The sequence below is a fragment of the Streptomyces sp. NPDC024555 genome (assembly GCF_055559335.1).
In genome coordinates this window covers 153,815-166,755 of the sequence record NZ_JBVHKV010000012.1, presented here as the reverse complement: position 1 = coordinate 166,755, position 12,941 = coordinate 153,815, and the positions used below count along the sequence as shown (strand labels likewise).

13 protein-coding genes are annotated in these 12,941 nt (G+C 74.0%); 8 read left to right on the top strand and 5 right to left on the bottom strand.

Annotated elements, in window-relative coordinates:
• Window positions 1-159 precede the first annotated feature (159 nt).
• A complete protein-coding gene (locus ACZ4FH_RS22115) occupies window positions 160-1,443 on the top strand; it encodes an acyl-CoA dehydrogenase family protein (RefSeq protein WP_467306947.1) in 1,284 nt (427 codons plus the stop codon).
• Entirely contained in the window at window positions 1,443-1,958 is a 516-nt protein-coding gene (locus tag ACZ4FH_RS22110; RefSeq protein ID WP_467306724.1) for a nitroreductase family deazaflavin-dependent oxidoreductase, read from the top strand. The genes ACZ4FH_RS22115 and ACZ4FH_RS22110 overlap by 1 nt, the downstream gene beginning before the upstream one ends.
• A 139-nt stretch (window positions 1,959-2,097) precedes the next feature.
• On the opposite strand, the gene ACZ4FH_RS22105 is transcribed toward ACZ4FH_RS22110, so the two are convergent.
• On the bottom strand, window positions 2,098-2,745 hold the full coding sequence (locus ACZ4FH_RS22105; RefSeq protein ID WP_383642917.1) for a TetR family transcriptional regulator: 648 nt from the start codon (window positions 2,743-2,745) through the stop codon (window positions 2,098-2,100).
• Between the two features lie 320 nt (window positions 2,746-3,065).
• Between ACZ4FH_RS22105 and ACZ4FH_RS22100 the strand changes: the two genes are divergently transcribed.
• The gene (locus ACZ4FH_RS22100) at window positions 3,066-3,866 is read left to right on the top strand and encodes a VOC family protein (RefSeq protein ID WP_467306723.1); all 801 of its coding nucleotides are present in this window, start codon (window positions 3,066-3,068) and stop codon (window positions 3,864-3,866) included.
• Window positions 3,867-4,109: 243 nt separating this feature from the next.
• Window positions 4,110-6,488: a protein serine/threonine kinase AfsK gene (gene afsK / locus ACZ4FH_RS22095; RefSeq protein WP_467306945.1), complete on the top strand. Its 2,379-nt coding sequence runs from the start codon at window positions 4,110-4,112 to the stop codon at window positions 6,486-6,488.
• 39 nt (window positions 6,489-6,527) lie between these two features.
• On the opposite strand, the gene ACZ4FH_RS22090 is transcribed toward afsK, so the two are convergent.
• Entirely contained in the window at window positions 6,528-7,169 is a 642-nt protein-coding gene (locus ACZ4FH_RS22090; RefSeq protein WP_467306722.1) for a hypothetical protein, read from the bottom strand.
• 224 nt (window positions 7,170-7,393) lie between these two features.
• On the opposite strand from ACZ4FH_RS22090, the gene ACZ4FH_RS22085 reads away from it, so the two are divergent.
• A complete protein-coding gene (locus ACZ4FH_RS22085; protein ID WP_385108537.1) occupies window positions 7,394-7,939 on the top strand; it encodes a hypothetical protein in 546 nt (181 codons plus the stop codon).
• A 34-nt stretch (window positions 7,940-7,973) separates the two neighbouring features.
• On the opposite strand, the gene ACZ4FH_RS22080 is transcribed toward ACZ4FH_RS22085, so the two are convergent.
• From ACZ4FH_RS22080 to ACZ4FH_RS22070, 3 genes are read right to left on the bottom strand one after another with little or no spacing between them, the layout of a single operon-like run.
• Window positions 7,974-8,753, bottom strand: a complete 780-nt coding sequence (locus ACZ4FH_RS22080) for an enoyl-CoA hydratase/isomerase family protein (protein WP_467306720.1) — start codon at window positions 8,751-8,753, stop codon at window positions 7,974-7,976.
• A gap of 4 nt (window positions 8,754-8,757) precedes the next feature.
• Window positions 8,758-9,198, bottom strand: coding sequence for a Zn-ribbon domain-containing OB-fold protein (locus tag ACZ4FH_RS22075; protein WP_383642932.1), 441 nt, complete (start codon window positions 9,196-9,198; stop codon window positions 8,758-8,760).
• 6 nt (window positions 9,199-9,204) lie between these two features.
• On the bottom strand, window positions 9,205-10,353 hold the full coding sequence (locus ACZ4FH_RS22070) for a lipid-transfer protein (RefSeq protein WP_467306943.1): 1,149 nt from the start codon (window positions 10,351-10,353) through the stop codon (window positions 9,205-9,207).
• A 124-nt stretch (window positions 10,354-10,477) separates the two neighbouring features.
• Between ACZ4FH_RS22070 and ACZ4FH_RS22065 the strand changes: the two genes are divergently transcribed.
• From ACZ4FH_RS22065 to ACZ4FH_RS22055, 3 genes are all read left to right on the top strand, one after another.
• On the top strand, window positions 10,478-12,055 hold the full coding sequence (locus tag ACZ4FH_RS22065; RefSeq protein ID WP_467306718.1) for a FadD3 family acyl-CoA ligase: 1,578 nt from the start codon (window positions 10,478-10,480) through the stop codon (window positions 12,053-12,055).
• Window positions 12,056-12,119: 64 nt separating this feature from the next.
• Window positions 12,120-12,395 carry a hypothetical protein gene (locus tag ACZ4FH_RS22060; RefSeq protein WP_467306716.1) on the top strand — a complete coding sequence of 92 codons (276 nt, stop codon included), beginning with the start codon at window positions 12,120-12,122 and terminating at the stop codon, window positions 12,393-12,395.
• Window positions 12,395-12,790, top strand: a complete 396-nt coding sequence (locus ACZ4FH_RS22055; RefSeq protein WP_467306714.1) for a PIN domain-containing protein — start codon at window positions 12,395-12,397, stop codon at window positions 12,788-12,790. Before ACZ4FH_RS22060 ends, ACZ4FH_RS22055 begins: the two co-directional genes overlap by 1 nt.
• The last annotated feature ends 151 nt before the right edge of the window (window positions 12,791-12,941 follow it).

Below are 12,941 nucleotides of genomic sequence, written 5' to 3'. Positions count from 1 at the left end.
GACGGTACATCAGATAGTGGGGAGGGGAACCCGTGCGGAACGGGGTGGCCGTGTGGCCCCCGTCGCCCTGCGCGACTCTGGGAATCTCCGTGCTTCACCCCTAGCATGACGGCCCGTCAGATCAGAGGCCGTCGGCCCCTGAGGGGAAGGAGCCCGATGATGGACGCCGCCTTCACCGCGGACCAGGAAGCGATCCGCCGCACCCTGCGCGCCCTGCCGGCCGCGCACCGCTCCCCGGCGCCGGACGGCCCCGGGGGCACCGCCGCGCCGGACGGCCCCGGGGACGGGAGCGGTGCGCCGGACGGCTACGACCCGGAGGTGTGGCGCGCCCTCGCCCGCGACCCCGGGCTGCCCGGCATCGCCCTGCCCGAGGCGTACGGAGGGGGCGGCCGCGGGACCGCCGGGCTCGCCGCCGCCCTGGAGGAGACCGGCCGCGCCCTGCTCCCCTCCCCGCTGCTCGCCACCGCCGCGCTGGCCGCGCCCCTGGTCCTCGCCCTCGGTACCGAGGAGCAGCGCACCGCCCTGCTGCCGAGGATCGCCGACGGCACCCTCACCGCCGCCCTGGCCGTGCCCGGCGGCTCGCTCCCCACCGCACTCGGCCTCACCGGCGACCCCACCGGGGGCGCCTGGGCGGGCGGCGGCCGGGCCGGCGGGGTGCAGGCCAGGCCCGCCGGGGGCGAGGGCGGCTGGCGGCTGTACGGCGAGGCCGTCCCGGTGCCCGACGGCGCGAGCGCCGGACTGCTCGTGGTCGCCGCCCACGCGGGCGGCTTCCCGCGCAGCCGCACCCTGCTCTTCCTGGTCGCCGCCGACGGGCCGGTCCCGCCCGCCGGACTCGTCCGCACCCCGCACCCCTCCCTCGACCCGACCCGGCCCCTCGCCCGGGTCCAGTTGCGCGACACCGGGGCGGTGCTGCTCGGCGCCGACGACGGCGCGGACGTGACCGAGGCCCTCGCGGAGGCGGGCCGCACCGCCGCCGTCGCCCTCGCCGCCGAGGCCGCGGGCGCCGCGGCGGGCGCGCTGGAACGGGCCGTCGCCCGCGCGGAGGCCGCCGACGCGGCCGGAAGCCGGGCGGGCGGAAGCGGAGCGGCCGGCGCGTTCCCGGCCGCCCGGCTGCGCCTCGCCGAGCTGTACGCCCGGGTGCGGTCGGCCCGGACCGCCGCCCACCACGCCGTCGGGGAACCGGAATCCGGCGGGCTGGCGCTCGCCCAGGCCCTGGAGGTGCTGCGCGCCACCACCGCCGAGACCGCGCATCTGGCCGGCGGCCCGGGGGCCGCCCGGGAAGGCGGGACCCGGGGCTACTTCGAACGGGCCGCCGGGGACGAACTCCTCCTCGGCCCCGTCCAGCTGCTCCGCGACCACGCGGCCCACCGGGCCGGAATGTTCGGCGCGCGGCCGTGCGGGGGCGCCGGGCACGGGGCCGCGTCCGGGCGGGTGGCGGTCTGATGGCGCCCGGCGTCCGGCTCGTCCAGAAGGTCTCCTCGACCCGGGTCTTCGCGCGGATCGCCCCGCACGTCGTGCCCGCCATGGACCGCACGGTCCACCGGCTCACCCGGGGCAGAGTGCTGCTCAGCGCCCGGATGCTGCCCGGGGTGGTGCTCACGGTGCCGGGGGCGCGCAGCGGGCAGCCGCGGACGACCCCGCTGGCCTGCATGCCGCACTCCGGTGCGGACGGCGGTGAGGGGTGGGTCCTGGTGGGCAGCAACTTCGGCCGCCCCGGCCATCCGGCGTGGACGGCCAATCTGCTGGCGCACCCGGAGGCGGCCGTCATCAACTGGAAGGGGCGCGACATCCCGGTGGCGGCCCGGCTGCTGGCGGGCGAGGAGCGCGCCGGTGTCTGGGCGCTGGCGCTGCGGTTCTGGCCGCCCTATGCCGCGTACCAGTCCCGGATCGACCGGGAGATCCGGCTGTTCCGGCTGGAGCGGCGGGAGAGCGGGGGCGCTCCGGCCCGGGAGGTCTGAGCGGGGAGTGGCCGGGGCCGCGGGAGTGTCCCGTCCGGGTACGCCGACGGCGGACCACAGGCGTGGTCCGCCGTCGGTGAGACAGGACCCGGGGCGCGCGGGGCCGCCGCGCGTCGCCCCGTGGGAGACCGGCCGCGCGTTACTTCGGCGGCTTCTTGCCGGTGATGCCCAGATGCACCAACAGCGCCAGGTTCGGCTTCAGTTCGGCCTGCTTGACGCCCCAGGTGGTGAAGCCCTTCTGGTGCGAGGCGACGGCGGCGAGCATCGCGACCAGGGAACCGGCCATCGCCGCGGCGCTGACGTCCTTGTCGACCTTGCCCTTGGCCTGGAGCTCCTTCACCGAGTCCGTAAGGGAGTTGGTGACCGAGTTCAGGATCTTCATGCGGATCTTGTAGAACCGCTTGTCGCCCTCGGCCGCGCCGAGGTCCACCACGCGGAGGATGGCGTCGTTGCGGCGCCAGAAGTCGAGGAAGCCCTCGACCAGTTCTTCGGCCGCGTGCCAGCCCGACTTGCCGACCCAGGAGCGCCCGGCGACCAGTTCGGTCAGTCCGGCCCCCTCCTTGGCCATTTCCTCGGCGATTTCGAGAACGGCGCCCTCGACGTCCGGGAAGTACTGGTAGAAGGTCGCGGGTGAAGTCCCCGCCTTCCGGGCGACGTCGATGACTTTGACGTCCCGGTACGGCGAGGAGCTGAGCATCTCGCTGAGGCAGTCGAGCAGCTTCTGCCGCGTCGCCTGACCGCGTCGACCGGCCACGCGGCCGTCGACGGTGCGTACTTGTCCTGTCATGCCGTCAGCTTACCGACGGGTGATCGGAGCGCGATTCGGCCGAGTGCAAATGGGGTGCGGGGCAGGTGTGATGGGGGGAACGGGAGGATTTCGGGGGGTGCGCCCCGGGCTCTCCCGGCCCTTCCCCACGGAGTGATTAGTGTTATCAACAGCCTGTGGACAACTATGGTGGATAACTTTCCGTGAGGACGGGGTGACCCGGGTGCGCGGGGTGCTGTGTATCGAATGTGTGTTCGCATTCGGTGGGCCGGGGAGCGCGCCGCGGGCCGCGCGGCTACGTTGGGTGTGACGAGCGTCACCGCTACGGAAGGAGCCGGGCCATGGCCGCATTCGCACGGTCCGCCCCGTGCTGGGTGGATGTGCAGCTCCCCGACCTCGAAGCCGGCAAGCGCTTCTACGGGGAACTGTTCGGCTGGACCTTCCGGCCCGGCGACGGCCCGTACGCCGACGCGCTCAGCGAGGGCCGGCTCGTCGCCGCCCTCGCCGCCAAGCAGGACGGCCGGATGCCCACCGCCTGGGGCGTCTACTTCGCCACCGACGACATCGGCGCCACCGTCGCCCTGATCCGCGAGCACGGCGGCCAGATCATCACCACCCCCGTCCGGGCCGGGCTGTCCGGAGTCCTCGCCCAGGCCGCCGACCCCGGCGGCGCGGTCTTCGGCCTCTGGCAGGCCGCCGAACGCAAGGGCTTCCAGAAGCAGAACGAGCCCGGCTCCTTCTGCTGGACCGAGGTCTACACCCGCGACAAGGAGCACGTGGACGCCTTCTACGAGGCCGTCTTCGGCTTCCGCTCCACGGACCTCGACGCGTCGGGACCCGGCGACCCCGGCACCGCCGAATCCGGCGTCGACTTCCGCATGTGGTCCCCGGAGGGCACCGAACCGGGCCCCGACACCGCCGTCGGCGGGCGCAGCGTCATCACCGACGCCTTCCCCGCCGAGATGCCCAGCTACTTCCTCAGCTACTTCGCCGTCGCCGACTGCGACACCACCGCCGAGACCGTCCAGCGGCTCGGCGGCCGGATCTCGGCGGAGCCCTTCGACATCCCGTACGGGCGGATGGCCGTCGTCCAGGACGACCAGGGCGCCGTCTTCGCCGTACTCCAGCCGCCCCCGTCCTGACGCGCCCCCGCCTCCCCGGGCGCGTCCGAGGGCCCCGCCGTCCCGAAGGCTTCCCGTGTCCCGAAAACAGCCGGAGTGGTACGGGACACCCCGATCCGCCCCCGGGTTCGCCACCGGAGCCTCCGCCAGGAAGAATCGGGGTGCGCACCGCCGGGTGGTGCCCACGGATGAGACGCTGCACACGGCGGGTTTTTCGCGGACCTCAGATCTTTGGGGTCCGTACGGGGAGGTGGCAGGCAAGTGGTGGAGCAGCTGACGCAGCACGACCCGAGGCGGATCGGCCCGTTCGAGGTGCTGGGACGGCTCGGGGCCGGCGGCATGGGGCTGGTCTATCTCGCCCGCTCGGCGTCCGGCCGGCGGGTGGCGATCAAGACGGTCCGTACGGAACTGGCCGAGGACCAGCTGTTCCGGGTCCGCTTCACGCGCGAGGTCGAGGCGGCCCGCGCGGTCAGCGGTTTCTACACGGCCGCCGTGGTCGACGCGGACCCGCGCGCCGCCGTGCCGTGGCTCGCCACCGCCTATGTGCCGGCCCCCTCGCTCGAAGAGATAGTGAATGAGTGCGGGCCGATGCCGACGCAGGCCGTGCGCTGGCTCGCCGCGGGCATCGCCGAGGCCCTCCAGTCCATCCACGGCGCGAAGCTCGTCCACCGCGACATGAAGCCCTCCAACGTGCTGGTCGTCGAGGACGGCCCCCGGGTCATCGACTTCGGCATCGCCTCCGGGGTCTCCAACACCCGGCTCACCATGACGAACGTCGCCGTGGGCACCCCCGCCTACATGTCGCCCGAGCAGGCCCGGGACTCCCGCAGCGTCACCGGGGCCAGCGACATCTTCTCGCTCGGCTCGACCCTGGTCTTCGCCGCGACCGGGCACGCCCCGTTCCACGGGGCCAACCCCGTCGAGACCGTCTTCATGCTGCTGCGCGAGGGCCCCGACCTCGCCGGACTGCCCGAGGACCTGCGCCCGCTCATCGATTCCTGCATGCAGATGGACGCCGCGCTGCGCCCCACCCCGGCCGAGCTCCAGGCCCAGCTCGCCCCGCACCTCTTCGCCTCCGGCGGCGACGACAGCGGCACCGCGTCGGCCTGGCTGCCCGCCGAGGCCACCGCGATGATCGAGCAGCGCCGGGGCGGTGGCCGCGCCCCCGCCGCCCGGCCCGCCCCCGCCGCCCCGCCGCAGCGGAGCGCCGACTGGGACAACGCCTGGCGCCCCGGCGAGAACCCGCCCCCGCCGCCGCCCGCCGTCCCGCCCGCCCCCGCCCCGGTGCCCGACGCCGGCGGTCCCGTACGCCTCCAGGGCGCCGCCGTGCCGATCGGGCCCGGCCCCCGCGCCCAGGACGTGCGCGCCTCCGCAGGTGCGGCCGAGGCCGGTCCGGCGACCGACTGGGTGCGCCCGCCCGCCGGGATGAACGGCGCCGCCCCCGCCGCCGCCACACATGCCCCCGTGCCCGCCCCGGCCCCCGCGCCCGAGGCCGGGCCTGCCGCGCCGGACCGCTGGCGGCCCTGGCGTTTCCGCATGTCGAACGATGTGTGGGGCACCCCGGTCGTCGTCGGCGATCTGCTCTACGTGACGTCCTTCGAGGTGCACGCGCTGGACACCGGCAACGGGCGGCGCCAGTTCAAGACCCGGGACGTGGCCTGGGCGATGGCCGTGGACGGCGGCAGCATCCACGCCTCCGACGGCCCCTCGCTCTACGCCCTGGACGCGACGAGCGGCGCCGAGCGCTGGCGGGTGCAGTGCGAGGCCTGGGTGTACGCGCTGCGCGCCGAGCGCGGCACCGTCGTCACCGCCACCCGCGGCGGCGGCGTCCAGGCCTGGGAGGCGGCCACCGGCGAACGGCTCTGGGAGATCGCCGGGGCGCAGACGGACTTCGAGACGGCGGAGGCCGGACCGGCGCTCCACGACGGCACGGTCTACCTCTGGCAGGACGCCCGGCTGCGGGCCGTCGACGCCCGCACCGGCACCGAGCGCTGGTCCTATCCGGTCGGCGACGCCGCCTCCTGCGGCGGTGTGCCGGTCCGGGTGACCCCGGCCGCGGACGGCTACGCGTACATCGCGGCCGGGACCCGCGTCCTCGCCGTGGACATCGCCGCCGGCCACGTCCGCTGGCACTTCGAGGCCCCCGCGGTCTTCCTCTCCCCGCCCGCCTTCGCGCCCGGCCCGGCGGTGACCGGCGGCGGGGTCTACCTCGCGGACTACCTCGGCACCGTCTACGCCCTGGACGCCTCCACCGGCAAGGACCGCTGGCGCATCGCCACGGAGTCCCGCCAGTCGATCGAACCGGTGCTGGTGGAGGCGGGCAACGTGCACGTCGGCAGCGGCAGCGCGCTCTACACCCTGGACGCCGTCACGGGCACCCCGAAGTGGCGGTTCGCCGCGGGCGGCGAGGTCGTGGGCGCCCCGGTCGTCGCCGACGGCCGGGTCCACTTCGGCTCCGCCGACCATGTCCTCTACACCCTGGACGCGGCGGGCGGTCAGCTCCGCTGGAAGCTCGCCACCGGCGGCGAGATCACCGGCTCGCCCGTCGCCCAGGGCGGCGTCGTCTACGCCTGCAGCAAGGACCGCTGCGTCTACGCGCTGGACGCGGTCAAGGGCACGGGCACGGGGAACAGGGCGCGGTAGGGCCTGTCCGGCCCGTCCCGTCCGCCGGGCCCCGGCCCCTCAGCCGGAGTCCTCCGGCGGGCGCCGCTCCCCGGGCGGCGGGGCCGGGCGGCTGCCGGTCCCCGGACCCGCGTCCCGGCCCGGACCGGCCTCCGGCCCCACGTACGGATCCGCCTCCGGCTCCGGCCAGGGGCTCGTCTGGACCGACGGGCCCGGCTCGCGGGTGGGCGGCCAGGTGTCGGGATCCGCCGAATCCGGCGGGGTGTACGGCGGCTCGGCGCGGACCTCGCGGGGCCGCCCGGACATCAGCGCGGCGCCCAGCAGGAGCAGCACCCCGCCGGCCGCGGCGGTCGCCACGCCCTCGTCGAGCCCCGATCCGTCGGACGCGACCGTCAGGCTCCCCTCCGCCTGCCCCTGGCGCACCATCCACAGCACGGTGAAGCCGAGCACCAGCACGCCCGCGACCGCCACCAGCGGCCGGAAGCGCAGCACGACGCCCACGACCGCCAGGACGGCGGCCACGAGGAAGGGCAGCAGGATCGAGCCGAGGACGGCGGGGCGGGCCCCGGTGATGCCGGTGAACAGGTCGTCGACGCGGTAGTAGCGTCCGAGGCGGCCGTCGTACCAGTCACGGAAGGGGCTCTGCACGGCGGCCGCCGCTCCTAGGAGAGCGACGACGGAACCCAGGACGTTGCGGATCATCTCCGGCCTCCCGCGGACGATTGCCATCGCCCTCGCTCCGACGCTACGCCGGGCCCCCGGGTGCCGCCACCAGACGGACCATGACGCAACTGTGACAGGACCATGACCGGGGTGGCCGGAACACGGCGAGATGCTGTGCGCTACGTTGTCGCGCGCCCGTTCGACAATGCGCCGACGGACGGCACGCAGGGAACGAGAAGCGGGCACCCGAGGGGGACATGGCGATGGTGAAGCAGCATGTGAAACTGACGGTGGTTCTGGTGGCGGTGGTCCTCGCCCTCACCGGATTCTCCACCAGCGGCAAGGGCCGGGGCGGCAGCGGCAAGAGCAAGTCGCACAGCAGCAGCGGGGGCGGGGGCGGGTGCTCCAACTCCAAGAAGAGCAACGGCACCTACCACGACACGGACTCCGACACCGACTACTCCTCGTCGAGCGGTGGCACCTCCGGTTCGGTCAGCACCACCCCGACCGCCACCGCGACGGACGCGCCCCAGGTGTACGTCTTCCGCTGCGCCTCGCCCCGCAAGGGCAAGCGCAAGGCCGTCACCGTCTCCACCGCGCGGCTCACCCCGAACGCGACGGCGACCGGCAGCCACACCTACGAGGTCGAGGTGACGTTCCTCGACGCGATCGGCAACACCGTCGACACCGGCTCCGCCTCCACGACGGTGGAGGGCAACGAGACGAAGACCGTCTCCGTGCGCATGGACCACCCCTCGAAGGTGTCCCGCGTCAAGAAGTGCTCGGCCACCGCCGAACTCCTCTACTGACCGGGGGCCGCGCGGCCACCCCCCACCGCGGCCCTCACCGCAGGCGGAACCCCCCACCGCCCCTGCCCCGCCCCGCGAACAGCCCGGCCTGCTCCCCGGGCGCCAGATTCCCGAGCGCGATCAGGTGCGGGGCGTGGGCGAACGCCTGCGCCCGCGCCGCCTCCTTCGCCGACCACACCGCCCGCACGGTGCCCTGCACCGCCCCGGTGGGGTACGAGGCGATCACCCCGGCGGCCCGCAGCGCCGCCGCCACCGCGCCCCCGGCCTCCGTCACCTCGCTGACCAGCCCGGTCTCGTACGCCCTGCGGGCCGTGACCCGTTCCGCCGTGCCCATCAGCGCCATCCGGGCCACCTCGCCGAACGGCATCCGCTGCGCCATGGCGATCGCCTCGTACGCGCTGACCATGCCGTACGTGGTGTGCGGATCGAAGAACGTGGCGTCCTCGGAGGCGACGACGAACTCCGCCTCGCCCAGCAGATAGAACGCCCCGCCGCACGCCATCCCCTCCACGGCGGCGATCACCGGCTTCCACAGGTCGTTCGCCTTCGGCCCGATCGTGAGCAGCGGGTCGTCGATGGTGAACGGCGAGGAGGGCTGCGGGACCTCGGCGTCCCGGTCGATCCCCGTGCAGAACGCCCGGCCGCCGGCCCCGGTGAGCACCACCGCCCTGACCGTGTCGTCGTACCGGAACGCCCGCCAGGCGGCGACGAGTTCGGCCGCGGTGGCCAGATCGATCGCGTTGTGCCGCTCGGGCCGGTCCAGGGTGAGCAGGGCCACCCCGGTCGCCTCGTCGGTCTCCGTGCGCAGGCTCATCCGTTCACCGCTCCAGCAGCCAGCGGACCAGCACGGTCCCGGGCGCGACGGGGCAGAACACGGCTCGCACCGGGGCCCCGATCCGCAGCCGCGCCGGGTCGACGGAGTCCAGGGGCGCGTCCGGGCCGCTGACCACATTGCCGACCAGCCGGATGTGCGGGGCCTCGGCGAGTTCGACGACGACCGCGTTGTACGGGGCCTGGGCGGCGTACGCCGGAAGGAGCGGGGGGTGCGGCAGCACGTACGACCAGATGCGGCCGCGGCCGCTGGTCTCCCGCCACTCGCTGTCGAACGAGCCGCAGTGCGGGCAGCACGGCCGGGGCGGGAAGCGGAGCCGGCCGCAGTCCGGGGCGGCGCACGCCTGGACGCGCAGTTCGCCGCGGGCCGCGTACTCCCAGAAGGGGGCGCCGTCGTCGTCGACGACGGGCAGCAGAAGATCGTCCATCGCGGTTCAGCTCCTCAGCAGTACGGCGGAGGTGGGGACGCCTTCCCCGGCGGTGACCAGGCAGGTCGAGGCGTCGGGGACCTGGGCGGTGGAGGTGCCGCGCAGTTGTTTGACGCCCTCGTTGATGAGGTTGAAGCCGTGGACGTAGCCCTCGCTCAGTCCGCCGCCGCCGGTGTTGATCGGCAGCCGGCCGCCGCTCTCCAGCGCCCCGCCCTCGGTGAACGCGCCGCCCTCGCCGCGTCCGCAGAAGCCGTACCCCTCCAGCGAGAGCGGGATGAGCGGGGTGAAGGCGTCGTAGATCTGGGCGACGTCGACGTCCCCGGGCCCGAAGTCGGCCTGTTTCCAGAGCTGCCGGGCGGCGGCCCAGGCGGGGCCGGTGAGCGGGTCGTCGTTCCAGTAGTTGACCATCCCGTGGTGCTGGGCGGGCAGGCCCTGGGCGACCGAGTGGAGGTAGACGGGCCGCTGCCGGCAGTCGCGGGCCCGTTCGGCGGAGACGATCACGCAGGCCAGCGCCCCGTCGGTCTCCAGGCAGTTGTCGAAGAGGCAGAGCGGCTCGCTGATCCAGCGCGAGGTCATATACATGTCGCGGGTCAGTGGCCGTTCGTACATCACGGCGTCCGGGTTCTGGTTGGCGCGGTTGCGGCAGGCGAGGGCCACGTTGAAGAGGTGGTCGCGGGTGGCCCCGTACTCGTGCATGTAGCGCCGGGCGAGCATGCCGATCTCGTCGGCGGGGCGCAGCAGCCCGTAGGGCCGGGTCCACTGGGCGGGGGTGGGCAGCTGCACCGCGGTGTTCTTCCAGGGGCGCGGGCCCGAACCGCGTTTGCGCGAGCGCCAGGCGACGCCGACGCTCGCCTGCCCGGTGGCGACGGCGGCGGCCAGATGCGCGAGCGTCGCGCAGGAACCGCCGCCGCCGTAGCCGACCTTGCTGAAGAAGGTGACGTCCCCGGCGCCGATCGCCTTGGCGATCTCGACCTCGTCCGTCTCCTCCATGGTGTACGAGGCGAACGCGTCCACCTCCGACGGGGCGATGCCCGCGTCGTCGAGCGCGGCGAGGATCGCCCGGCACGCCAGGGTCTTCTCCGACTCGGGCAGGTGTTTCGCGAACGCCGTCTGCCCGATCCCGGCTATCGCCGCCTTGTCCTTGAGCGTCCCCACCGCCACCTCCGAGGCCGTCACGACTGCTGACAGCGGCAGAGGCTACAGCTAATCTGACGGATAGTCAGCTACGAGGGCTCCAGCGGTTGTCCGGTGGGGATTCCGTTCGGCGGGAGGGCACGAGATGCGCGGCGACGAGGAATGGTCCACCGTCCCCGACCTGGTGCGCGCGGCGGCGCGCCGCCACCGCGACCGCGAGGCGGTGGTGGAGGGCCGGACCCGCGTCACGTACGCGGAACTGGGCGAGCGCGTGGAGCGCGCCGCCGCCGCGTGCATGGCCTCGGGCGTGGAGCCGGGGGACCGGGTCGCGATCTGGGCGCCGAACACCCTGGACTGGATCGTCTCCGCGCTCGGCGCGGTGACCGCGGGCGCGGTCCTCGTCCCGCTGAACACCCGCTTCAAGGGGACGGAGGCGGCGTACGTCCTGGAACGCAGCCGCGCCAAGCTCCTGTTCGTCACGGGCACCTTCCTCGGCACCTCGTACGTGGCGTCCCTGCGCCGGGCCGAGGCGGACCTGCCGCATCTGGAGAAGGTGGTGGTCCTCGCCGACACCGCGCCGGAGGCGGAGGACTACCTCACCTGGAAGGACTTCCTGGCGACGGGGGAGGGGATATCCGCCGGGCGGGTGTGGGAACGGGCCGACGCCGTCCCCGCCTCGGCCCCCTCCGACATCATCTACACCTCGGGCACCACCGGCCGCCCCAAGGGCGCCGTCATCACCCACGCCCAGACCCTGCGCTGCTACGCGATCTGGAGCGAACTGGCCGGGCTGCGCGAGGGCGACCGCTATCTGATCGTGAACCCGTTCTTCCACACCTTCGGCTACAAGGCCGGCGTCATCGCCTGCCTGATGCGCGGGGCGACGATGATCCCGCAGCCGGTCTTCAACGTGGACACGGTCCTCGCCAACATCGCCGCCGAACGCGTCTCGGTCCTCCCCGGCCCGCCCACGCTCCACCAGTCACTCCTGGACCACCCCGCCCGCTCCTCCCACGACCTCTCGGCCCTCCGCCTCGTCGTGACCGGCGCCGCCGTGGTCCCCCTCCGGCTGGTCGAACGGCTCCGCACGGAACTGAACATCGCCACGGTCCTCACCGCCTACGGCCTCTCCGAGGCGAGCGGCATCGTCACCATGTGCCGCCGCGGCGACCCCGCCGAGGTCATCGCCTCCACCTCCGGCCGCGCCATCCCCGGCACCGAACTCCGCGTCCTGGCCGCCCCCGGCGAACCCGGCGAGATCCTCGTCCGCGGCTTCCACGTCATGCGCGGCTACTTCGAGGACCCCGAGACCACGGCCGCCACGGTCACCCCCGACGGCTGGCTGCACACCGGCGACGTCGGCGTCCTCGACGCGTCGGGCAACCTCCGCATCACCGACCGCATCAAGGACATGTTCATCGTCGGCGGCTTCAACGCCTACCCCGCCGAGATCGAACAGCTCCTCGGCCTCCACCCGGACGTGGCCGACGTGGCGGTCATCGGCGTCCCCGACCCCCGCCTCGGCGAGGTCGGCAAGGCCTACGCGGTCCGCCGGCCGGGGGCGACCCTGACGGCGGACGACCTCATCGCCTGGTCCCGGCGCGAGATGGCCAACTACAAGGTCCCCCGCGCGGTGGAGTTCGTACCCGAGCTGCCGCGCAACGCGAGCGGGAAGGTGCTGAAGGGGGAGTTGCGGGGGCGGGGCGATCACTCCGCAGGGTGAACCGGTCACTCTATGTGATGAACCGGCCTATTCGGTCGAACGGGTCCGGAGTATGGTGCAAGGTATGGCAACCAAGAAGTACACCGTCACGCTGCCCGAGGAGCTCGCGGAGGAGATCCGCAAGGAGGTCGGTCCCGGGGCCTTCAGCGCGTATGTCACCCGGGCCATAGAGCGGCAGCGCGAGCACGACCGGCTGGGGGAGCTGGTGGAGCGGCTGGAGGCGGAGTTCGGTCCGGTGGCCGATGCGGATCTGGCCGCCGCCGAGGCCGAGCGCCGTGAGATCGAGCAGTGGTTCGAGGACCGGGAGTCCGGACCGGCGTCCCGGCGGCAGGCGGCGTGATGCCCGAACTCACCTATGTCCTGGACAGCGAAGGACTGTCCCGGGCCGCGCTCGGCAATCCCGCGACGGTGGCTCTCCTGAAGGATGCCCACCGGTCCGGCATCCGCGTCGTGACGAGCTCGATGACCCTCATCGAGGCGTACCACAGCAGGATCCGGCAGCCCGTCTGGGACTGGGCGATGTCGCGCGTCGTGGTCGAACCCGTCACCAAGGACGTCGCCGACGAGGCCGTCCGCCTCCTCCGCGCCACCGGCCTCCACGGCCACAAGTACGCGATCGACGCGGCCCTTGCGGTGATCGCCGGACGTCAGCGCGGGCGCGTGGTCGTGTTCACCTCGGACGAGGACGACATGGGGAAGCTGTGCGGGGCGGGGGTGCTGGTGCGGGGCGTGTAGGGGTAACGCAGAGGGGCCCGAGCCGGGTGGCTCGGGCCCCTCTGCGTTATCAGCCGACCTGCGAGCTCCGTCGACGGTCGAACCGACCGGTCCCGGACGAGCAACGTTGCCTTCCGCGCCGCCGCGGCTGTTCCGGTGTCCCCGCGTACGC